This is a genomic window from Kosmotoga arenicorallina S304 (assembly GCF_001636545.1).
Classification (GTDB): domain Bacteria; phylum Thermotogota; class Thermotogae; order Petrotogales; family Kosmotogaceae; genus Kosmotoga_B; species Kosmotoga_B arenicorallina.
In genome coordinates, this window is sequence record NZ_JFHK01000005.1 from 143,930 (window position 1) to 165,012 (window position 21,083).

A 21,083-nucleotide genomic window follows, 5' to 3' on the forward strand; every position below is an offset into this window, starting at 1 on the left:
TGCAGGGTAAAAAAAGGTGATTCGGCATCTTTTTCATTGGAAACCTGAATTTTATTTTCCAAAGAAAAACTTCAACATCTCTGGAAATCGTTTAGCCCAGAATTGTTCATTATGAAGAGCACCCTTATCTTCCACATAAAGGAGTGTATCATCAGTATACCCAATACTTTTCAGAAGTGAAACCATTTTTATAGTGTCTTTTAGTGCTTGTGCACCTTCACCGGTTCCCATATCAATATATATTCTTAAATTTCTAACACCTGCATTTTCAACAAAATCGAAGATTTTTCCATTTGATACCCAGAATGAAGAACTCATAGCACCAACCATGCCAAAAATTTCGGGTTTTTTAAATGCAGCATACAAAGATATCAGCCCACCCATTGATGAACCTGCAATTGCTGTACTTTCTCTATCTGGTAGTGTTCTGAAATGCCCATCTATATATGGCTTCAGGGAATTGATGATAAAGTCAACATAAAGATCTCCTTTTCCTTCACTGGTGTATCCATCGCTCGAGAATGGCCAGGGAGAGTATTCTGTAAGGCGTTGGTCTCCCTTATTATATATCCCGACAATGATAATCTCTTTGATTTCGCCACTTTTTATAAGCTTTTCTGCAGTTTCATCAGCTTCCCACTCTCCAACAAAGGACGTCACGGCGTCGAAAAGATTTTGCCCGTCATGCATGTAAAGCACGGGATAGCGCTTCTGAAGATCATTTTTATAACTTGGTGGGAGATAAACTATTATATTTCTTTTGTTGTTTAGTTCAGGAGAAAACAATTCAAAGCTCTCAAAGTCCCCTGTTAATGTATGAGGCAAATTCACTTCGACAAGCCCCTTTTCTACAAAGTCTCTCCAATGCTTCACTTCAAATTTAAACACACCTGATTCCTTTATCTCCATTGTCCGATTGGATATTTCTTCGCCCTTTTCTCCCTTTTCAACGGTTTCCCAGTTTCCACGTGTAAATTTGAACTCTATATGTTCGCCAGCATCAAATTCAAGCGTGAGTTCATATTCATTATCCGCAACCTTATTCATCTTTGTCGCCGGATCCCCTGGATTCCACCCATTGAAAGAAGCTCCTATATAAATATCGGCATCTTCTGGAGTATAACCGGGAACACTAACCACAAAGGTGATTCTTACCTTGCCATTAGTCGATACATCCACAGAACCATTCGAGTTTTTGGGGACGGAGTTAATACTTTGATTTTTCAGCAATGAGCAACCGGAAACCATAAACACCAGCAGTAAAAGCAAAGGAATGAATTTCCTCATTTGAATTCCTCCTTTTCTATAAGCATCCCATTTAAGTCGAATATACTAAAAGTTATGATGTTCCCGAATTCAATAAACCCAAAGGTCCCTGCCGTCCCATCCTTTGGTAATGAAGGACTCCCGGGATTCATGATGATTTTTCTGTCATAATGACTCAACTTGTGAATATGAGTATGGCCTCCGATTATAATTTCGGCATTTCCTGATTCCACAAGCTTGTGCCCGTGGAAAACCAGTATTTTTTTTGAGTTTAAGCTTGTAAATTTCACTGCTGGCAATTCTGAAGTTTCCATAAGCATAAAATCTACCTCTGCATCGCAGTTCCCTTTAACTCCAATAAATCTATCTTTGAATTCTTTGAACCTTTCCGCCAGCCTGCCTGGATTATACCCTTTTGGTATCCTGTTTCTTGGGCCATGATAAAGATAATCACCAGCGTGAATAATAAGATCAATTTCTCCAACAAGCTTTATTATTTTCTCAAAGCTTTCTATTGAACCATGTGTATCGGAAATCACAAGGACTTTCCTGACCACCTGAAATATACCACCTTTCCCTTTTCAGCAGATATCAACACTTTACTTTTCACCGCAATGTTAGAAATCCCAAAAGGTTTTTCAAAAGGCATTTTTACGTCATTCAATTCATATTTGAAACCCTTTAGTGTTACGCTGGGGATTGCATCACCCAGCGGAAAAACAGACCATGTTTCACCGGGAATTGCTTGCAAAGTTTTGGAACCATTTATCACACCAACCTCAAGCCTTTCGGAGAGTATTTTTATTTCAAATTTATCTGAAAACTGCAACATCAATAGGAGCGTAGCTAGAAAATGGTCTTCCCTTTCTCCAGTGGCTGTTAACAATAAAACCCGTTCGAAGCTTCTGAGAGAAACTTCTTTCAAGGCCAGTTCTGTGTCTGTTTCATCTTTTTCATGGGGAAACCGGATTGTTTTGACTTTTTTTGAAATACACCAATTAAGGGTTTCAGGGGTTATAGAGTCAAAGTCTCCAATCAAAAGATCAGGAATAATGCCCAATTCCTTTAAATATTCAGCTCCAGAATCAACAGCAACGATAAAATTTGAAAGTTCTACAATCCTTCGCAAAAAGGTATCCGAAGAATCTTTTTTCCCTCCAAGGAATATAGCAGCAGTTCTCATTTATCTTCTCCAGAAAATAGCATTCGCCTGTATTTGTTGACCGTTCTTCTGGCTATTTTAATTCCTCTCTGATGTAAAATTTTTGCGATTTTAGAATCGCTAAGGCCGGGATTTTCTTTTACTAGCTCGGCAATCACTTCCATAGCATTTTGCCTGGTTTGCTCGCTGCCAAAAAAATATCTCATTGTGAAAGTACCAACGGGTGTTTGAACATATTTACCTTTAACAGCTCTGCTTACTGTAGAAACAACAACATCGCTCTTTTCAGCAATTTCAGTCATTTTCAGCGGTATTAACCTCTTTTTCTGCCCCAGAAAAAATGCACTGTTTTTTTTCACAAGCTCCCGGCCTATGTTAAAAAGGATTGAGCGTCTCTTTTCAAGTGCATTTATGTAAAATTTAGCTTCCTGAAGTTTCTCATTAAGATATTTCCCAGCTTCACTATTTTGCTCTTGAAGGCAGTTTTTATAAGCCTCGTCAATTTTTATCTTAAGGCCATAATCACGTACACTTACAATGAAATTCCCATCGTTGAAATCAATATACAAGTCAGGTTCGATATACTTTATAGGCATACCATCTTCATAACCCGAAGTAGGAAAAAGATTGTCGCCTCTGAGTTTTTTCATTTCTTCAAGATTTTCTGAGAATATTCCTTCAAATCCTGCTTCGCGAATTTGGCTTATAACTTTTTTTATCAGCTTTGGTTGAAAACCGTAGTCTTTAGAGATTTCCTGAAGGTTTTTCTTGAGGATGCCTCTCCCATCCATATTTTCTTTAAGGGCTTCGAAGACTTCATATTCTGCACTGTCAAGTAAATAATAAGCGAGATCGGAAAGGATTTCTTCAAAAGACGGTTTGGGGCCTTCAATTCTTTCAAAGTCCCATCCCTGAAAATCATCGCGGATTTCACGCATGTAGATATTGTAATCCATTCCTGAATTGTAATCCTCTTCAGGCTCCTCTGCCCTTTCTTCAGGAATTAGCTCATATTCATCTCTTTCCAGCTCAAGCAAAGGATTTTCTTCAACAATCTCATTCAGTTCGGATTTCAATTCCAGGCAGTTGAACTGGAGGAGCCTGAGAGCCTGCTGCACTTTCAGGGATAATTTTAATTTCTGTTCAAGCCGCTGCGTAAGATTATGACCGAGTTTCACACTATCACCATACTATCTAACAGGTATTCGAGGATCTCAACAACCCGTTTTTTATTCCAATAACAATTATACCCTTGCTTTTCAAATCATTCTAAAGCGTTTTCAGATATTCAAAAACCTTTCCATAGTTATCGGCTATCATACTCGCTGAAAGTGTAGCCTCATACTCTTGAGCAAGCTCCGCGGCTTTTCCCATGAAATAACTACCAAATATCAAAGCTTCTAAAGGTGATAATCCTTGAGCTACAAGGCCTGCGATTGTTCCAGAAAGCAAATCTCCGCTACCAGCTTTTGCAAGTCCTGTGTTTCCAGTATTATTCAGCCAGATATTACCAGATTCATTCGCGATAATGGAAACCGCCCCTTTCAATATTAGCCGTGTTTCCATTTCTCTTGCAAAGGATTTTACAGCATCTATGTTGTTAACGATTTCTTCGACAGCTTTTCTGGTTAATCTGGAAAATTCGCCTGGATGAGGGGTGAGAAGGAAATTTTCTCTTCCCATTATTATTTCAGGCACCTTACTAACTGCGTATAATGCATCGGCATCAATAATTACAGCTTTTAGGCTCTTCACCTTTTCACTTGAGAGCAGTTTTTTTACAAATTCAACCGTTTCATCGGCTCTGCCTATCCCCGTGCCCACGACAAGAGTATCAATATCATCAATTAGAGCATGAAGCGTTTCTAAATCTTCAGAGGTCAAAATAGCTGATTTCGAAGCAATGCTAATAACTTCTGGCAAGCTATTGCGTACAACTCTTTGTGTTTCTTTAGGCGTAAAGGTATACACCATCCCTGCGCCAATCCTGATGCTTCCAAGTGCAGCTAAAAGTGCTGCTCCGGTATATTTGCTACTTCCTCCCACAATGCACACTTTCCCAAAAGTGCCTTTGTGACCCCAGGGAATTCTTTCGGGAAGAAAGGCTTTTGCAAGCTTATCATCCACAAGCTCGATGTTGGAAGTTTCAAAGAGTTTCTCTGGAAATCCTATTTTTGCAATCTTAAGCAGTCCAGTGAAACTATGACCAGGGAAAAAATAATGTCCAGGTTTAGCTGCGCCAAAAGTGACGGTAGTATCTGCTTTAAAAGCAACTGGATTAACCGTGCCATTTATGCCATTGATCCCTGAGGGAATGTCCACCGCAATTTTAAATATTGACAGGGCATTCAAGTATTCTATAAGATCTATAATTTCGGCACTGAGCATCCCTTTAAAGCCTACACCAAACAAACCATCGAGAACAAGATCATGCTTTTTTATAAAACATTTGATCTTCTCTGTAAGTGCCTTGAACCCATAAACTTTTCCACCAAAATTTTTGAATAATTTGTAATTGAATCTTGCTTCTCTGGTAGATGGCATTCCTATTCTTAATGCACTGACTTCTATCCCTCTTGCCAATAGCTTTCTTCCTGCTGCATAGGCATCACCACCATTATTGCCACTTCCGCAAAGCAACAGCACTTTGTGCGGGGAGAAAGGGATAATTTCATGTTCAAGAGCAGTAGCTGCATTTTCCATTAACAGAAGAGAAGGAATGCCAAATTCCTCTATTGTTCTTCTGTCTATCTCCTTCATTTGTTTTGGAAAAACCAATTTCATCGGATCACCCCAATATTATGATAACACTCCAAAACAGAATGTTATAATTCATCGGGAGGCGATTGTTTGAAAAAGATTCTGATCACATTCTTCATATTCTCAGTTATTTCTGCTTTTTCAATGGAATTTGATCCTCTCGCACTTTTTCTGGAAAGGCTTTCACTTGAGAAAAGCCTTTCATTTAAAGCGCGCATTGAGTTTTCCTTAATTGATACATCGACTGGTACAGAAACAGATATAGAGTTCTGGATTGGCATAAATTTCCTGACCTCAGACTTTTCAGATTGGTATCTGGAAATCACAGCCCCTGAGGAGCTTTCAGGAATTGCATTTGTTTTTCTTGAAAGGGAAAATGTGTTGTTTAGCATTATCGACAAGAAACCATGGAAACAATACAGAACTATGGACGACTTTACTTTGCTGGGAAATTTCCTTGCAGGTTTTTTTGGTGGACTTACCGATCCAAAAAATTTCGACTGGAAAAAAGTGGAAAATTCCAACGAGATTTCTTATTATATTACCCCAAATGAATCCAAACTCAGATTTATGGGATTGCTGCGTGGAGGAGGTTATATACCAAATATCATGAAAATAGTTCTTGGCTTTGAAATGGAACCGGGAAGATTTCCCCTTCCCGAGTCTATATTGCTAACCGACCGGTTAGAAAGGGAAAGTGTAAGAATACAATTTGAAGAATTCAAATTTGATGTTGTCGAGAGCTTCAATACATTGAGAGAAATTTATTATTCAACGTTTCGCTAAGAATGTCCTCATGGTTCGTAAATCAGGGGTTTAATGATGTCGCTGTATATTCCATAAATCCATAAATCTTCTGCCGTTGAAAGGTTTTTCAGATGAATTCCAGAATCGGTGATGATAACTAAAAACATCTCTTCTGTCTGAGGGTCTTCAATGAGCTTTACCTTTCTTGGTTCTTCGGTCAAGTTGAACTGTTTTATGAACTTCAATTTGCCAGATACATCAAAAAGGAGAACTCTTTTTCCTTTCAAATCCGCGACAATTAGCTTTCCCTGCTGGAAATCAAGGGAAATTGCGTATCCAATCCCAATGCTTTCCTCAACAACCAGTTTGTCTTCATTTATTCTTATTACCATCAATCCCTTGTGACCGGAAGCTAAAAAAATCCTGCCCTTATTTACAAATATCTCAGATGGCAAGATATCGTTAGAGGATCTGGGTAATTCGTAACCGCCAAGTTTATCTATCTCCTGAAAATATCCGTTGATTTTCTTGTATAAGTACAACCCAAAACCATCAGTTGCAACTATAAGATAGTCTTTCCAGACGTCGATATCGACTACCCAGCCGTGCACAGGAACCATTTCAACAAATTTTAAAAAATCAGGACGGAAAAATTTGTAATGCAAAATACCCCTGCTACCATCAGATATGAGAAGATCAAGAGATTCAATATTTATTGCTATATCGGTAGCATGGCCCACATGAACAATATTTCGCAACTTCAGATCGTCAGCTTCAAGAATGGAAAAGCCAAAGTTCCTCATAGCCAAAAAGAGATAGCTTCCAACTTTTATTCCCGATTTTACATAGTTCAAAGGTGAATTCAAAATGGTTGTTTCACCGTTTTTTACGCTGACCATTTCGACTCCTTCAAATCCTTTTCCAGCGTATATTTCCAGGGCGAGTAAACAGTTAATGCTTAGCAAGACAAAAAGGAACAAAGAAAAGACTTTCTTCATCTGACCACCCCCTATTGTAATGATAGTATGATGGTTAGCTGAAAAGGTTTTAATAATATTAAGCAAGTGCCCAAATGCAGTGAATTGCAACAAAGAAGCTAATGGAAAGATTTATAAATTAGTCTGTTTCCTGACAGTTCAAATCGCATTTCGGAAATTTTCATTGAAAAGCTATTATCAGTATGCTGTTCCATGGGTATGAATACTGCATCGATTGATTTTTTGCAAATAAGTTCCCTTTTAGAAGTCTTTTCACAGGTTATTACCGGAGTGTACATGCTGTTCACAAAAATGGGGGAAACCAAAATACCTCCCACTTCGAGCTGTTTGAACCAGAATGGAGAAATGTCTGAAGGTGCCACCATTGAGATGATCCTGTCAAAAGGAGCTTGCTCCTTACAGCCGATATAACCATCCCCTGAATGAATTTTCACATTGCTTATACCATATTTTCTAAAATTTTCCAGAGCGATTTCTACAAGAGAAGGAAGCCATTCGATGCTTACTATTGAAACATGAGCATAAGCAGTGGCCATTATTGCTGTTGCATAACCTGTTCCGGTACCTATATCGAGAATTTTTGCCTTTTCAGGAATTTTTAGCAATTTTATCATTTCTATAGCGAGGGAAGGCTGCGTGGAAGTGCTTACAACTTTGCCGTCTTCTTCCCAGCTGGGAAGAACCCTATCATAATTCGCCATTGCTCTATATTTTGGAAGGACGAAATCACGTCTATTGATTTTACAAACAGCATCGTAAAGCCTTTTATCTTTTAAAATTCCCATAAAGTTCAGTTCATCAGCCAGAACCTTTGAAGGTCCATCCATGATAATCCCCCTGGCTATTTTAACGCCATAGGTGAAAAGGTCATTTTTCTTTTCGTTCCTTCATGATTTCGAGTTTTGCTGCGATAGATGTTTTCAGCAAGTTAATACCACCAACAAAAAGAATTACGGCGCTAAGAAAGGAAAAAATTGCAGCAAGGAAATTTTCATTCCCCAAAAAATCAAACGTATTAAAAAAGGCATAGCCACCTGCGACTATAATGATAAACCCTACTACATCATAAAAAATCGTCAAAACAACTCACCTCCAGCACTATTAAGAAATTCAAAAATACTTTCCAGTTTTTCAAATATCATTCTGTTATACTCTTCAAATCGAACTTCAAGCAATTTGAACACACCATATAGAGCTACAACCAGTATCAGCACGATAAGAACGCTAATTGCATTTTTTGCACTGAGAGCAGTTTGCATTTTCAATAGCAACTTCGCTCTGGTTTCTTCAAGGTCTTTTAACGATTCGTCGATAAGCCTTGCAGGATGCTTTCGGCCACCTTTCATGTAAGGGATATAATAGCCTGCCATAAGCTGCTTTACTGTGTGAAAGCTCCAGACACTACTAATAAGATTTGAAGTAACATAAACATTCATAAGCCCTACTATTACAGCTACCGTCGCACAGGATAATATGAGCGTCAATACAGAAAACTCATAAAAAAGCAGCGTCGTAATAACCATCACTCCCACAACTGCAACAACAGAAAAAAGTACAAAATGTTTTCTTTGACCTGCTTTTTCTTTCCCCTCCAATTTAATATCCGGGAGATTTCTATTTTTTATAATAAGCTGCAAAAGATTACTGGCTGCAGACAATAATGGAAAAAGATAACCAATGGTTTGAGAGTATTTCAAAAAGAACAAAATGATAAAAGCTATAGAAAGAACCAGTGTCCTTACATATAGCCATGAACCCTTATAAAGAGAAAGCAAAGAAAGCACAAGAACAATCATGGGTATGATGTATTCACCAGAAAAAACACTATATATTGCAAAGTAAAATAACGGTGCATCTAAAAGTAAACCAACTATCATATTTGTGTTCCCTCTCTTCATCCAGCATTTTTTGCTGGTCTATGCAATCCAAAAAGAATAGCCATAAATTTCTGCTGAAGTGATTTTTAGTAATTAAGTGGTATTTCGGTGAAATTTCAATTTATTATATAACATTTGCCCCCAACAAAGGTACTGCTAAGGCTTGTCAAACGAATACCTGATCCAAAAAGACCGTAGTTCATAAAAAGAATTAAAAAAACTCAGTATAACTATCTCTCAATATAATGATTTCAATCATGCAAGGAATATTATCTTGTTGGAGGTGAGCTCATATGAAAAGAATTTTGCTGAGTATTTTGATCGTGGTTTTAAGTATCACAATTTTCGGGGCTTTTTCCGTGGGATTAAATGGTTTGGGAGTTTTTGTTACCTATGATGTGTCACCAAGCCGCGGAATAATAATTGTACCTGATCTTTCAAACCTTTTGACAATTCTGGGAAGTCTGGATCTCAGAGCTTCTTTCGGTTTGTTTCATGCAGGTTTAGCCGTCCCTTTCATTCAATACGCAATTAACTTAGAAACCAGTGAACGCTCTATTTCTCCCGTGCCTTTTGCTATGATATATCTTTATGGTGGCCTTCATCTTGGTAATAGTATATATGCACTTGCAGATGTAGGTATGACAGTTACAGGTCCCTTTGCCGGAATTCCACTTTTGAGAATTGGTGGCGGAATAAACCTCGGAAAGCACTGGTTCTTTGAAGCTGGCTTCATGAAATGGCTTGCGCCAGTTGATATGTCATATAAAAACTTCGATCTGGAATTCGGATACGAGTTCTGAAAAGCCTTTTAAATTTAACGTGGCATTTGGATAATCTAAATGTCATCTTTTCAAAAAATGTTGCATGAGTCATGAAATTCCATTGTTTTTTTTCTTTCGGCGTGTAATATAATGCCGAGGAGGTGATTGTGCAATGAGAAAGGTACTACTTAGTACTCTGATAATCATTGTGGCTGTATTAGCTTTTGGAAAGCTTTCCCTTGGTGCAAATAGCCTTGTAGTTGCGAGTTACGTTATTGATCCGAGCGCAACACCCTTTGTGGGGATTGCCGAAAGCATCGATGCTCGAGTTACTCTTGGAATGTTCCATGGTGGCCTTATGACCCCCTTCATGCTATTCGCCTTTTCAGCTGATGCAGGTTCAAACTTAGTAGCTTTCCCACCGGGGCTTATATGGTATGCCTATGCTGGCGGGCATTTACCCTTTGGGAGAATGTATGCCCTTGCAGATCTTGGAGTTCTAATTTCCTTTGGTGGAGTTGCACCAAATTTCGTTGTTTTGAGAGTTGGCGGAGGAATGAAGCTGGGAATGCATGGATTTGTTGAATTTACAACTCTGGCAGCACTTCAAGACATAGGAAACACAATTGGAAGGTTGTTTACGCTGGAATTTGGTTATACATTCTGAGCCTGAGGAATTTAGCAATCAAGAGGGGTATTAACCCCTCTTGATTTTTCCTATCAACATTCTTCGGGAATGTTCTTCTAATTTTCAAATTCAACCTTGCCATTAAGGGAATGTATCTTTAGCAAGCTTATAACGGGAACATTAAAATGAGCCAATTTTTTTCGACCCTTTTCAAAAGTCTTCTCTATCACCCCTACTATACCCTTCAATTCAGCACCTGTGCTCAGCACCATGTTTGCAACAGCTTCAATGGTCTTTCCACTTGCCAGAAAATCATCGATAATCAGGACTTTGTCATTGGGGTTAAGCATTTCTTTGGAAACAAACAATTCTGTAATTCCACCCTTTGTATGTGAAGGGGCTTCAGCTTTGATGTAGTCAAGCATTGTAATGGGCCGCTTTTTTCTGATGAAGACCAGAGGTGTTCCAAGATATAAGCTGGCAGACATTGCTGGTGCAATACCAGAACTTTCAACAGTTATAACTTTTGTCAATTCCATTTTGCCAAACTTTTCTGTTATTGCCTTCCCAATATTTTTCATCAATTCAGGGTCTATCTGATGGTTTAGAAAGGAATCAACTTTCAAAATTCCACATTCAAGTATTTCCCCTTTCTCTTCAACGAGTTTTTTCAACAATTGCGTACATTTTTCAGTTGCATTCATTTGATCCACAATACCTACCTCCAATAAAAATCCCGACTCCTATGAGCCGGGACAAAAAGAAAGTCCCGCTCATAGCCAGGCAATTTACGGTTGCCGGTAGAGACCCACAGGCCATATTCCTGTGATTATATGAGCCGGAAAGATATTCTATTTGATTAGATGCTAACATGTGGCGAAAGATAATTCAAGGAATGATAGAGTCTCCCCTTATCCCTATCTCTTAAACATTTACCTTATCGACATAGTCTGTGATAACAATCATATCAATTTAATGTATAATCTGTGGAATATTCTTGAAAGGATTGAATGAATGAACAAAAATTTTACTGAAATGGGGTTATCCCCCAAAACGCTTAAAGCAATTGAAAAAATGGGCTTCACCACACCTACTCCGATACAGTCCTCAGCGATTCCCGCGATTCTCAAAGGTAAAGACATCATTGGCCAGGCACACACAGGAACAGGAAAAACAGCAACCTTCACCATTCCCATGCTCGAACAGTTGGATTTCTCATCCAGACATGTGCAGGCACTTGTTTTGTGCCCAACCAGGGAATTGGCAGTTCAGGTTACCAGAGAAATAAACTCCCTTGGAATCAATCGAAGTGAGCTTAGCGCAGTAACGGTATATGGAGGGCAACCAATCGAACGGCAAATTAGGGCTTTGAGAAAGGGAGTTCAAATCGTTGTTGGAACCCCCGGAAGGCTTATGGATCACATGCGCCGTGGAACCCTCAAACTGGACAAGGTTAGGTATGTAGTGCTGGACGAAGCAGACGAAATGCTAAACATGGGATTTCTTGAAGACATTGAATACATTTTGAGCGAGATAAATACGGACAGACAGACTGTTCTTTTCTCTGCGACAATGCCTAAACCAATTGTGGCTTTGGCAAGAAAATTTCAAAGAGATCCTGAGCTCATAAGAGTGGTTGAAAGGGTTTTAACCGTTCCCACCATTGAGCAATATTACCTTGAAGTCAAAGAATCCAGTAAGACAAATGTACTTTCACGTCTTATCGATTACTACAATCCGGAGCTTTCCCTTGTTTTCTGTAACACTAAAAAGAAAGTCGATGAGCTTGTCGTAAAACTCCAGGAAATAGATTATTCAGCTGATGGACTCCATGGGGATATGAGCCAATCCCTCAGAGATAGGGTGATGAAAAGCTTCAGGAATGGATTGATCAAGATTCTCGTTGCTACCGATGTTGCGGCACGTGGCATCGATGTGGACAATATAGACGCAGTGTTCAATTACGATGTTCCAGATGATGAAGAATATTACGTACACAGGATTGGCAGAACAGGCAGGGCAGGGAAAAAGGGCATGGCTTTTAGCTTTGCATATGGAAGATCACTTCATAGGTTAAGGGAAATAGAACGTTACACAAAAATCAAAATCAACAAAATGAATATTCCAAGCACAAAAGATATTAAGGCCAGAAAGGCTGAAGCCTTCATCGAAGAGGTTAGCAGCATCCTGGAACAGGGAAATCTGGGTGATTATGTTCCCGCTGTTGAAAAACTAATCGAACGAGGATATACCTCAATGGAAATAGCAGCTGCACTTATAAAGCTGAACTTTTCCCGGAACAATATCAAGCAAGATCTGGAGTCTCCTCAGGATCGTAAAATGATAAAACTCGTTGTAAATGCCGGTAAAAAGCACAATATAAGAGCCAGAGACCTTGTCGGGGCTATTACCGGAGAGGCGGGTATTCCTGGAGATAGAATCGGTGCTATCAAGCTTCTGGATAAACGTAGCTACGTGGAAGTTGAACGGAAATATGCTGATCTTGTTATTGAGTCCTTGAACCACAGTAAGGTCAAAGGAAACAGGGTTTCTGTTCAAAGGGCAAGTTAAGCTTCATCTGAGGTTTTTGCTTTCTGTGACTGAATCTTGAAAAGTCTTTTATTTTCATACATGTTTTTTTCTGCTTCCCTAAGCACCTGATGGATATCTTCACCGGGAAGCGTTTTTGTTGCGGTACCCGCTGCTACAGATACCTGAACAGGGAAATGATTGATCTTTGCCAATTTTATCTCTATTCTCTTAACAATTTCTTTTGCTTTTTCCCGTTCTGTTTTAATGAGTAAAATTACAAATTCGTCCCCGCCCCAGCGAACTACGAGGTCCTCATGTCGACAGGATTTTTGAATGGCCTTTGCTATTTCCTTCAAATAATCATCACCTACAAAATGCCCATATGTATCATTTACTATTTTAAGCATATTCACATCTATAAACACTATGCTTATGGGCAAATTTCTTTCCGTATCGAGTCTATTGAGCTCTTCCTCAAGAAAGGCGCGGTTGTAAAGTCCTGTAAGGCTATCATGAAAAGCAAGGTAGCGCTCTCTTTTTTGAACCCTTATCCTGCGTATCGCCTCTGCCGCGTGCAGTGACAATAATTCAGCCATTTTTACATCGTACTCTGTAAATGCCTTCACTTCATACGAGATAGTTTGAAAAATCCCATATTCACCAATTGGAACACTTATTGCTGATCTTATTCTTGGGTTTACAGGTCGGGCTTCAGGAGCGCTTTTGATATCATCTATTACGATAGTTTTGCCTGTTAAAAGAGTTTTGCCCGCTATTCCTTCATCTTTGGGGGTTCGCAAGGGGCAGTTTATTTCCGGGGATTTTCTCTTTACCACTAATTCTTCGCCTTCTAAAATATCCAAGCTGTAAACATCAAAACTGAGTATGTTTCTTGCTGCGTTGACAATAAGGTCATAAACTTCTTCCTCCGTTTTACACTTCTCCATTTGCAAGGCAATATCATGAAGCCTTTCTGCTTTTTCTTTCAAAAGACGATTTTCATTGAGCTATTCGTTTAAATCCAATGTTTTTCGCTTTACATTTCTTTTTAGAAACCAGCTCCAAAAGAAGATCAGCAATGTAATTGAAGCAAGAATAGCCAATGTATAGTATAGGGTTTTTACAATCTTCCCACCGTAAACCGCTTCCCGATCCAGAGGCCCGAACCACTTTTCATAAAGTCTGGTGTATTCACCGTTTTTTATCAGTAAGAGCAGCCCTTTGTTGAGCTTATTGAGAAGGGCTACATTGTCTTTTTGCGCGGCAAAGGCATAATCTCTCTCGTATACTGCCCAATCTGAATAAACGAGATTTTTTAATTCATGTGTTTTTATAAGGTACAGAGCTTGATACTTCCCGAAGATACCATAGGATCCAACACCTTCTGAAAGAAGCTTCAGGCCCTCAAGAGGAGAATCAACAGCAATGATCTGGTCGGTAATATGTTTTTCGAGAAGGTAATCGTGCATTACTCCGTTTTTTTGAACAATGATTGGTTTATTGTGAAGATCAGTTTCCGATTCTGGCATTTTGGTACCTTTTCGAAGGAATACCGTCATATAGAGGGTATTATGCGGAATAGAAAAAATGAATTGTTCCGTTCTCTGGGGTGTTACAGCCATTCCGAGAAGCGCATCAAGTTTTCCATCATCAAAATCCGAACGAATCCTGTCCCATTTATCCAATCATATTTCAATCTCAAGACCTGTTACTTTTGCAATCGCTCTAACAAGCTCTACATTGAATCCCATGATATTTCCGGATCCATCTATATACTCATAAGGAGGATAATTACTGTCGCCACCAAAGAGAAGATTTCCTGCAAAGATATTCAAAGCGTATAATAAAAAAAGAAAAGTCATAAGAAAAAACTTTTTCGTTGAACCCACCTCTTCCTCCTGTCATAACGATTATATCACTAAAATTTAAGATAAATGAAATGGAGGTAGGATTTTTATGATTTACAGAGAAATGCGCAAAGCTAAAGAAAAGGTTTCCATACTGGGTTTTGGATGTATGCGGTTCCCTACTGTTGATGGAAAAATCGACAGGGAAAAGGCTTCAGAAATGCTTTCATATGCCATTGAGCATGGTGTTAATTATCTCGACACAGCTTATCCTTACCATAGCGGGGAAAGCGAACCCTTTGTTGGGGAATTCCTGAAAAAGACAGGATACCGAAAGAAGATATTTCTGGCAACAAAGCTCCCAACCTGGCTTGTAAACACAAAGGAAGATATGGATAAATACCTGAATGAACAGCTTCAAAGGCTGCAAACAGATTATATAGATTTTTATCTATTACACGCTTTAGACAAAAAGAAATGGGAAAACATGAAAAGGTTAGGATTTGATAGTTTTCTAAATAGGGTACTTTCTGAGGGAAGAGTAAGGCATGTGGGATTTTCCTTTCATGACAATTTAGAGGTCTTCAAAGAGATAATTGACAGCTATGATTGGGATTTCTGCCAGATTCAATACAATTATCTTGATATAGAATATCAAGCGGGTCAAGAAGGCTTGAATTACGCTGCAAAGAAGGGCATCGATGTGGTGGTCATGGAACCCCTGAGAGGTGGAAAACTCGCGAATAATGTACCCAAAGAAGCATTGAAGTTGTTAAGTCCTTCGGGAAGGACACCAGCATATTGGGCACTCAGATGGGTATGGAACCATCCCGAAGTTTCTTTGCTCCTCAGCGGAATGTCAACTCTGGAACAAGTTATAGAGAACATCAAAGCAGCAGATGATGGGAAAGAAAATTCCTTAAAAAAGGCAGAGATAGAAATAATTGACAGAGTCAGAAAGATCTTTCTGGACAGGATCAAGATTAATTGTACCGCCTGTGAATACTGCCTCCCGTGCCCTAATGGCGTAAATATTCCCTATGCCTTTCAGCAATACAACAACGCTTTTATGTTTGATGATCTAAAAGGGGCTAAGTGGGCTTATATGAACTTTTCAAAGCCCGAGCAGAGGGCTTCAAATTGTATCGAGTGCGGTAGCTGTGAGCCAAAATGCCCACAGAATCTCCCTATTATCTCATTGCTAAAAAAAGTAGCCGAAACTCTTGAAACTGATTGAAAGCTTAGCCTTTCAATTTCTTTTCAATGGGGACTTTTTTCAATCCCGCGTAAAGCGGGATTCCCCTCATGTAATTAACAGGGGCTTCGCCTTCAATTAAAGGTTTAGCATACTCCACAAACTCAGTTGTTACTCCGAAACCATCTTTTGAGATAAATTCCTTCAGGAGATATTTTACTGCGGAAGCCACACCTGACAGCTCAACAGGCTCATAATGTCTTAAATAGGGATAGTCATTATCTCTCACTATTGAGACCATGATATCGGTCAATCCATCTCTAGTAGCAAACTTAACAGCTGCAGCCCCAACTTCTATGGCTTCCTGCCAGTCTGTAAGGCTCGCGACATGTCTTGAAGATCTTTGGAGATAATCCGGCAAAGCGGTGTGAACTTTTCTGCCGAGGTGCTGGCGAATCAGCTTTTGAAGATATATACCTATCTTTCCAAGCTGAACGTTCCCAAAAGCATCCAGATAATCCTCGGTAGAGATGTAATTCCCTTTGGAGTCCTTCAAAGCTTCAGCGGCCACTATGCTGCAATAACCGTCTCTTGCTATTACCTCTTCAACTTTTGATAAGAACTTCTTCTCATCAAAAGGAACCTCAGGGAGAAGAAAGATTTGAGGGCCATGTTCTCCGTTCATGTTTGCAAGAGCACCAGATGCGGCAAGCCAACCCGCATAACGGCCCATTGATTCGAGAATGAAAACCTGAGTTGAGTCAGTATGCATCGATTCCAGGTCTCTGGTTGCTTCGAGAATTGAAATAGCTGTGAATTTTGCCGCTGAACCGTATCCCGGGCAATGGTCCGTGTGCATCAGGTCATTATCCACGGTTTTGGGAATGCCAATGGCCTTAAGATCATATCCAAGCTCTTTTGCCTTTATTGCTATCTGGTGAACCGTTTCCATAGAATCGTTGCCACCGTTGTAAAGAAAATACCCAATATTATGTGCATCAAAAATCTCAAAAAGCCTTTTGAACTCTTCTTCAGTCTTTAGCTTTTTCCGGCACGAACCAAATATGGCTCCCGGAGTGTAAGGTATTCTCGCGATCTCATCTCTTGGCTCTTTGCCAAGATCAAAAAATTCTTCCCTCAAAATACCGCTAATACCGTTCTTCCCGGCATAAACCTTTTCGATTTCGGGATTGTTCAGAGCTGCAACTATCGCTCCATAAGCGGAAGCGTTTATAACAGAAGTAACACCGCCAGATTGGCCATATATTAGATTCTTTTTGCTCATAAAGAAGCCCCCTCATTCTTTGTTGTTGATGATTATAGCACAAAGTGAGGCTGTCAATTGGTGGAGTGAGGGTAAGAAAAGAATTACAAGATCCGAGAGCTGAGAAAATAAGCACCGAGTTTCGAGTAAAGAGTTGCGAGAAAAACAATAAAAATAGCCATGCTGGGCTACGCCCAGGCTACGCGTGACTTTGTCACGGCCTTGCATTCCTCCGGAATGGCTATGCGCCTGCGGCGGAGAAGAACCAAGTTACGAGTTACGAGAGTAATCGGGAATCCGAGATGACGAGAAGAAACTCCGCTCGGTTCGTTGTCGGTTGTACGTGGCTTCGCAAGCCAAGAAGCGAGAGACTGAGAATCGAGTCATGAGTTGCGAGAAAAACAATAAAATAGCCATGCTGGGCTTCGCCCAGGCTATGCTTGACTACGTCACGGCCTTGCATTCCTCCGGAATGGCTGTGCGCCTGCGGCGGAGAAGAACCAAGTTACGAGTCACGAGAGTATTGAAATACTGGTTTCTACTTTACTTCACCTCCATACTTTTTTGCTCTTCTGATGCCCTTTCGACAATTCGCAGAGCTTCGTCAAGCATGGGGTCGGATTCACCAATTAGCCAAGATATTTTTTCTTCAAGGCTCAGGTTTATGGGGAATATCCGGCTCTATATGTCTTCTCTCTTCAAGAAGCAAGATCCTCGTTTTTGACAGATTTGCGATGCATTTTGTGTTTGGAATAAATATTCCTGTCGATTAGCCCCAAAATTCGCTGCTTCGCTTGCCCTTTCTCCGAGAATCGTTCCAATGCCTTCTCTTACCAAAAAACCAAGAAATATGAGAGTAGCGGAAAAAATATCTTCATCCGTTAGAATCCACAGCTTTCCAGAAAACTGTTTCTTCGTAGGATACACATTCACACCATAATCTAAAATAGCGTATTTAACTACTTCCCTTGTATAAGATTTCGCCCCGATTCCTTTGGCCAATTTCGTTGGTTTATCTACAAAATATTGCAGGAGACTCACTACGTTTCCTGTACTACCTCCCGAATTGCTTCTAACATCAATAATTAGATTGGTGATGTCGCTATCTATCGCTTCCTACATTTTCTTTACTGTTTCATTCTTATATGATCCATTAAAACTCGGAACTTTCAAAACTCCAATAGAGCCATACAACTCAAATGATGGGTTCCTTTCTCTTACTGATTGAGTAATCCATCTATAATCCTTTGAACTTGTAGCTTCCAAATTCAGTACTTTTTCTTCATTTTTGTAAAGATATGTAATCTCAAATTCCTCGATTCCCCACCATTCAGGTAATGCCTGGATGAAGTAATTCACCAGAAAATTAAGTCTACTCTCTGGAGTTTCACCGGTTCCATACATTTCCAGTTCCTGGATAATATTCTCAATCGGAATACCGTTGATCTTTGTTACAATGGCTCCAACTGGCAGTTCGCAGACTGAATTGATTACAACTGCTTTATCTTTCACAATGTGCAACCTAAATGGAAATACTCTGATTACTGCATCTGATGGAGGACGTAAAAAGGAATGCTGGTCGTGAAGAATGGCTATTAACGGAGCAGCTATCATGTAGAATTCCGACCAGGTCATATCGTGGTCTAATTGAGCTCTTTTCTTTTCGACAAGATTCCAGAATACATCTTCATCTACCTTGAGCTATGGATTGTAAAACTCCTCAACTATTTTGGAGACGAGAAAATCTAAATCCTCTCTCAACTGCTCGGGAGTAAAAAGCTTTTCGGCTATTGTGAAAGTGGAGATGAGTAAAAGGATCACTATGAGTATGAACTTCATTTTATTCACCCCAATCCCCCCATGGTTATTATTCAGATAGTAGAATAGTTGATTAGGTGTTTTGGATCGTTAATTATTGACTATATCTGCCATTGATTTTAACCAGTCGATTTTCCAACCAAACAAGGTTTTCTTGAGATAGTATCGCCTGGGTTCTTGCAACTCCCGGATGATTTGAATTCCATCTTTGCAACTGCTCTTAACAAGCATTATTAGATGGTCTTCTTCAGAATTGTATTCGAGTATTCTGGTCGCTATACCACAAGTTTTGCCTCCCCTTGCCCAATAATCGACTACCTGTGCATAACCAATTTTATCGAGTTCTCCTTTGTAGTACGTCAGAAAAACGGCCTTATATTCACCGGGCTTGTAGAGTAATTTTCTGACTTTCTTATACAATATTTCGCTCTCTTTTTTATGGTCTGACTTATAACTATCGAATGTGTATTTAGTTGACTCACGCTTAAACAAATAATCACTCTCCATTACATCACTAAGGAACGAATGGTATTCAAAAAGCACTCTGTACGCTTGCTCAGGTTTTTGTGCGGAATTTGAATACCAAATGAAAACACAGACAGCTATCACCGCTGTTACAACGATCAACAGTAACATTACCTTCTTTTCGCTCATATCTATTGCCACCACTCATTCCAGATATTTAATGTGCCGGTAAATACATAGTCTTCCCATACTGACCTGGCAATCGATATCAACGTTGCGTTGTCATAGTAATTTGGAGATTTTTTCTCACCCACAAAGCTTTTATTGCCTTCTTTGCTAACCGGTTCATATCGTGTTGGTAGACCATAGCTATCAAATTCTATAGGTATAAATGCGGTAGCTACATCTTTTCTATAATACTGCCTTGCATGAGCATAAACGCAGTCTGTGCTTACATAAGGAGAGTCATTTCTGGCTGTAACAATCTTTTCTATATCGACTTTTCCCTCTTGTATTGCGAGAGTGGCGTTTTTTTCCGGAGACAAATCGACATATTGGGATAATATTGAATCTATCAAACTGGCTACTGGAGAAGGAATAAAAATATCTAGAAATTCGCCTACAACATATCCAACTGTAATGTTTGCCAAATGCCCAAGTGTATCAGACCATGATTCAACGGGAGTATAACTTATATGAGGCTCCTCATATGTTGAAATCTCAAACCAAGTACCTTCATTTCCTGGATCTAGTTCATCTCCGAATACCTCGGAAAATTTAGAACCGGAATCATAAATGGTAACCATTTCTTTCTTTTCATGATCCAGCACTTCTATTCTGCTTATATTGCCTTCTATGTCATAAAAAAGGATTTTTTCTATGTTTTCTTCGCAGTCATAATATTCAGATTTTATTATTAATCCATCATAAGTGTAATAATCTCTAGAAACGAGTACTTTTTTTATAGAGCTAGATGCTTCCTCGCTCGTTGTATTATCTTTACTCTGGTTTACAGCTTCCTCGTTATAAATTTCAGAAAGATCTGCAAAGCAAGCTGTCAGCAAAAACGCGAGCATAATGATAATAAGCGTTATCAAGAAACTTATTTTTTTCATTTTACCTCCCCCTTACAAGAATTTTGGTAGAACAGTTCATATGATACTCCCTGAGAATTTGATAAAGAATCTGTTTTTGGCAATATAAAAACCCAGCGTTTGGAAAAATAAGAACATTCTGATTGAATTATCACAGCGAGATCTCCTTTTTTTTACCTCGAAAAAGTATTTAGCATCCCGGAACAACCTTTTTATTAGGAAAATCTTTCAAGCTTTCCTCCATGGTCTTTACAATCTTCTTGAAGAATGTCTTCTCGCGTTCTCGTTTATGGAATTTCATAAAATTACTCTATTGTTACTCTACTATAACAGTCTATCATATAGTAAGTTATTTTTAGGGTGTCTCGAAAATCAGTAACAACCAATAATATCAGCCACCTTTCTGTGAGGACGGCTGTTCAAGACATTGAAAATAACACAGAGGTTGTATGCCAATATGGCCAAACCCAATACCGCATCATAATTCCTGTTTCTCACATACCAGATGTATTCCAGAGTGAAATACTCTTCTAGAATGTTAATCGTTCTTTCTATCTCCCAACGGTTTTTATACTTCTCCGCATAGCTTTGCCTCAATTGAATGCCCAGCCAACGAGCCTGACACTGTTTTTCCAGTGATACATCTTTCCTTTTGTTTGTGTCTAT

Annotated in this window: 22 protein-coding genes, 2 pseudogenes and 1 riboswitch; of the genes and pseudogenes, 5 read left to right on the forward strand and 19 right to left on the reverse strand. The window is 39.3% G+C overall.

All coding sequences use genetic code 11. From position 1 onward, the window contains the following. Positions 1–51: 51 nt before the first annotated feature. The 5 genes from AT15_RS04860 to AT15_RS04880 all read right to left on the reverse strand — a co-directional run bounded on the left by AT15_RS04860 (position 52) and on the right by AT15_RS04880 (position 5,212). On the reverse strand, positions 52–1,287 hold the full coding sequence (locus tag AT15_RS04860) for an alpha/beta hydrolase (protein WP_068346926.1): 1,236 nt from the start codon (positions 1,285–1,287) through the stop codon (positions 52–54). Next, on the reverse strand, positions 1,284–1,823 hold the full coding sequence (yfcE, locus tag AT15_RS04865; protein ID WP_068346928.1) for a phosphodiesterase: 540 nt from the start codon (positions 1,821–1,823) through the stop codon (positions 1,284–1,286). Before yfcE ends, AT15_RS04860 begins: the two co-directional genes overlap by 4 nt. Then, positions 1,802–2,449, reverse strand: coding sequence for a thiamine diphosphokinase (locus AT15_RS04870; protein WP_068346931.1), 648 nt, complete (start codon positions 2,447–2,449; stop codon positions 1,802–1,804). The genes yfcE and AT15_RS04870 overlap by 22 nt, the downstream gene beginning before the upstream one ends. Continuing rightward, positions 2,446–3,606: an RNA polymerase factor sigma-54 gene (locus AT15_RS04875; protein ID WP_068346933.1), complete on the reverse strand. Its 1,161-nt coding sequence runs from the start codon at positions 3,604–3,606 to the stop codon at positions 2,446–2,448. The genes AT15_RS04870 and AT15_RS04875 overlap by 4 nt, the downstream gene beginning before the upstream one ends. Positions 3,607–3,697: 91 nt before the next feature. Then, on the reverse strand, positions 3,698–5,212 hold the full coding sequence (locus AT15_RS04880; RefSeq protein ID WP_068346935.1) for a bifunctional ADP-dependent NAD(P)H-hydrate dehydratase/NAD(P)H-hydrate epimerase: 1,515 nt from the start codon (positions 5,210–5,212) through the stop codon (positions 3,698–3,700). A 66-nt stretch (positions 5,213–5,278) separates the two neighbouring features. Here AT15_RS04880 and AT15_RS04885 point away from each other — a divergent pair, with 66 nt between their 5' ends. Continuing rightward, positions 5,279–5,974 carry a hypothetical protein gene (locus AT15_RS04885; RefSeq protein WP_068346937.1) on the forward strand — a complete coding sequence of 232 codons (696 nt, stop codon included), beginning with the start codon at positions 5,279–5,281 and terminating at the stop codon, positions 5,972–5,974. Between the two features lie 8 nt (positions 5,975–5,982). Here AT15_RS04885 and AT15_RS04890 read toward each other — a convergent pair whose 3' ends face one another. The 4 genes from AT15_RS04890 to AT15_RS04905 all read right to left on the reverse strand — a co-directional run bounded on the left by AT15_RS04890 (position 5,983) and on the right by AT15_RS04905 (position 8,810). After that, a complete protein-coding gene (locus AT15_RS04890) occupies positions 5,983–6,933 on the reverse strand; it encodes a hypothetical protein (protein ID WP_068346939.1) in 951 nt (316 codons plus the stop codon). A gap of 98 nt (positions 6,934–7,031) precedes the next feature. Beyond that, positions 7,032–7,760 (reverse strand): protein-L-isoaspartate O-methyltransferase family protein, encoded by a 729-nt coding sequence (locus AT15_RS04895; RefSeq protein ID WP_068346941.1) that lies wholly within the window; start codon positions 7,758–7,760, stop codon positions 7,032–7,034. 40 nt (positions 7,761–7,800) lie between these two features. After that, the gene (locus AT15_RS04900; RefSeq protein ID WP_068346942.1) at positions 7,801–8,013 is read right to left on the reverse strand and encodes a hypothetical protein; all 213 of its coding nucleotides are present in this window, start codon (positions 8,011–8,013) and stop codon (positions 7,801–7,803) included. Then, on the reverse strand, positions 8,010–8,810 hold the full coding sequence (locus AT15_RS04905) for a hypothetical protein (protein ID WP_068346944.1): 801 nt from the start codon (positions 8,808–8,810) through the stop codon (positions 8,010–8,012). The genes AT15_RS04900 and AT15_RS04905 overlap by 4 nt, the downstream gene beginning before the upstream one ends. Positions 8,811–9,103: 293 nt before the next feature. On the opposite strand from AT15_RS04905, the gene AT15_RS04910 reads away from it, so the two are divergent. Both AT15_RS04910 and AT15_RS04915 read left to right on the forward strand, forming a co-directional pair. Next, positions 9,104–9,613: a hypothetical protein gene (locus AT15_RS04910; protein ID WP_068346946.1), complete on the forward strand. Its 510-nt coding sequence runs from the start codon at positions 9,104–9,106 to the stop codon at positions 9,611–9,613. Between the two features lie 133 nt (positions 9,614–9,746). After that, entirely contained in the window at positions 9,747–10,241 is a 495-nt protein-coding gene (locus AT15_RS04915) for a hypothetical protein (protein ID WP_068346948.1), read from the forward strand. Positions 10,242–10,318: 77 nt separating this feature from the next. Here the strand turns inward: AT15_RS04915 and xpt are convergent, their stop codons facing one another. Then, positions 10,319–10,906 (reverse strand): xanthine phosphoribosyltransferase, encoded by a 588-nt coding sequence (gene xpt / locus AT15_RS04920; protein WP_153019708.1) that lies wholly within the window; start codon positions 10,904–10,906, stop codon positions 10,319–10,321. A 52-nt stretch (positions 10,907–10,958) separates the two neighbouring features. Next, positions 10,959–11,059, reverse strand: a riboswitch (purine riboswitch). A 157-nt stretch (positions 11,060–11,216) separates the two neighbouring features. Between xpt and AT15_RS04925 the strand changes: the two genes are divergently transcribed. After that, positions 11,217–12,773 (forward strand): DEAD/DEAH box helicase, encoded by a 1,557-nt coding sequence (locus AT15_RS04925; RefSeq protein WP_068346949.1) that lies wholly within the window; start codon positions 11,217–11,219, stop codon positions 12,771–12,773. On the opposite strand, the gene AT15_RS10385 is transcribed toward AT15_RS04925, so the two are convergent. Together AT15_RS10385 and AT15_RS10390 are read right to left on the reverse strand one after the other, a co-directional pair. Beyond that, positions 12,770–13,723 carry a sensor domain-containing diguanylate cyclase gene (locus tag AT15_RS10385; protein WP_235598508.1) on the reverse strand — a complete coding sequence of 318 codons (954 nt, stop codon included), beginning with the start codon at positions 13,721–13,723 and terminating at the stop codon, positions 12,770–12,772. The two genes, AT15_RS04925 and AT15_RS10385, sit on opposite strands and share 4 nt — an antisense overlap. 18 nt (positions 13,724–13,741) lie before the next feature. Further along, positions 13,742–14,596, reverse strand: a pseudogene (locus AT15_RS10390) (transporter substrate-binding domain-containing protein). A 94-nt stretch (positions 14,597–14,690) separates the two neighbouring features. Between AT15_RS10390 and AT15_RS04935 the strand changes: the two are divergent. Beyond that, on the forward strand, positions 14,691–15,818 hold the full coding sequence (locus AT15_RS04935) for an aldo/keto reductase (protein WP_068346952.1): 1,128 nt from the start codon (positions 14,691–14,693) through the stop codon (positions 15,816–15,818). 4 nt (positions 15,819–15,822) lie between these two features. Here AT15_RS04935 and AT15_RS04940 read toward each other — a convergent pair whose 3' ends face one another. From AT15_RS04940 to AT15_RS04965, 7 genes and pseudogenes are all read right to left on the reverse strand, one after another. Further along, positions 15,823–17,061: a 6-phosphofructokinase gene (locus tag AT15_RS04940; RefSeq protein WP_068346954.1), complete on the reverse strand. Its 1,239-nt coding sequence runs from the start codon at positions 17,059–17,061 to the stop codon at positions 15,823–15,825. A 660-nt stretch (positions 17,062–17,721) separates the two neighbouring features. Further along, entirely contained in the window at positions 17,722–18,150 is a 429-nt protein-coding gene (locus tag AT15_RS10395) for a S41 family peptidase (RefSeq protein ID WP_317133689.1), read from the reverse strand. A 6-nt stretch (positions 18,151–18,156) separates the two neighbouring features. Next, positions 18,157–18,654, reverse strand: a complete 498-nt coding sequence (locus AT15_RS10400) for a hypothetical protein (protein ID WP_068346958.1) — start codon at positions 18,652–18,654, stop codon at positions 18,157–18,159. Positions 18,655–18,741: 87 nt separating this feature from the next. Further along, positions 18,742–18,888 (reverse strand): hypothetical protein, encoded by a 147-nt coding sequence (locus AT15_RS10405; RefSeq protein ID WP_235598509.1) that lies wholly within the window; start codon positions 18,886–18,888, stop codon positions 18,742–18,744. Between the two features lie 60 nt (positions 18,889–18,948). Further along, positions 18,949–19,512: a hypothetical protein gene (locus AT15_RS04955; protein WP_068346960.1), complete on the reverse strand. Its 564-nt coding sequence runs from the start codon at positions 19,510–19,512 to the stop codon at positions 18,949–18,951. A gap of 2 nt (positions 19,513–19,514) precedes the next feature. Next, positions 19,515–20,438 carry a hypothetical protein gene (locus AT15_RS04960; protein WP_068346963.1) on the reverse strand — a complete coding sequence of 308 codons (924 nt, stop codon included), beginning with the start codon at positions 20,436–20,438 and terminating at the stop codon, positions 19,515–19,517. Between the two features lie 351 nt (positions 20,439–20,789). Continuing rightward, positions 20,790–21,083 (reverse strand): annotated as a pseudogene (locus tag AT15_RS04965) (transposase); the annotation flags it as partial.

Excerpts from the sequence above, each read along its gene's own strand:
- AT15_RS04860 (WP_068346926.1), bottom strand. The coding sequence starts at position 1,287 with ATGAGGAAATTCATTCCTTTGCTTTTACTGCTGGTGTTTATGGTTTCC.
- AT15_RS04870 (WP_068346931.1), bottom strand. The coding sequence starts at position 2,449 with ATGAGAACTGCTGCTATATTCCTTGGAGGGAAAAAAGATTCTTCGGAT.
- AT15_RS04880 (WP_068346935.1), bottom strand. The coding sequence starts at position 5,212 with ATGAAATTGGTTTTTCCAAAACAAATGAAGGAGATAGACAGAAGAACA.
- AT15_RS04890 (WP_068346939.1), bottom strand. The coding sequence starts at position 6,933 with ATGAAGAAAGTCTTTTCTTTGTTCCTTTTTGTCTTGCTAAGCATTAAC.
- AT15_RS04895 (WP_068346941.1), bottom strand. The coding sequence starts at position 7,760 with ATGGATGGACCTTCAAAGGTTCTGGCTGATGAACTGAACTTTATGGGA.
- AT15_RS04905 (WP_068346944.1), bottom strand. The coding sequence starts at position 8,810 with ATGATAGTTGGTTTACTTTTAGATGCACCGTTATTTTACTTTGCAATA.
- AT15_RS04910 (WP_068346946.1), top strand. The coding sequence starts at position 9,104 with ATGAAAAGAATTTTGCTGAGTATTTTGATCGTGGTTTTAAGTATCACA.
- AT15_RS04915 (WP_068346948.1), top strand. The coding sequence starts at position 9,747 with ATGAGAAAGGTACTACTTAGTACTCTGATAATCATTGTGGCTGTATTA.
- xpt (WP_153019708.1), bottom strand. The coding sequence starts at position 10,906 with ATGAATGCAACTGAAAAATGTACGCAATTGTTGAAAAAACTCGTTGAA.
- AT15_RS04925 (WP_068346949.1), top strand. The coding sequence starts at position 11,217 with ATGAACAAAAATTTTACTGAAATGGGGTTATCCCCCAAAACGCTTAAA.
- AT15_RS04935 (WP_068346952.1), top strand. The coding sequence starts at position 14,691 with ATGATTTACAGAGAAATGCGCAAAGCTAAAGAAAAGGTTTCCATACTG.
- AT15_RS04940 (WP_068346954.1), bottom strand. The coding sequence starts at position 17,061 with ATGAGCAAAAAGAATCTAATATATGGCCAATCTGGCGGTGTTACTTCT.
- AT15_RS10400 (WP_068346958.1), bottom strand. The coding sequence starts at position 18,654 with ATGATAGCTGCTCCGTTAATAGCCATTCTTCACGACCAGCATTCCTTT.
- AT15_RS04955 (WP_068346960.1), bottom strand. The coding sequence starts at position 19,512 with ATGAGCGAAAAGAAGGTAATGTTACTGTTGATCGTTGTAACAGCGGTG.
- AT15_RS04960 (WP_068346963.1), bottom strand. The coding sequence starts at position 20,438 with ATGAAAAAAATAAGTTTCTTGATAACGCTTATTATCATTATGCTCGCG.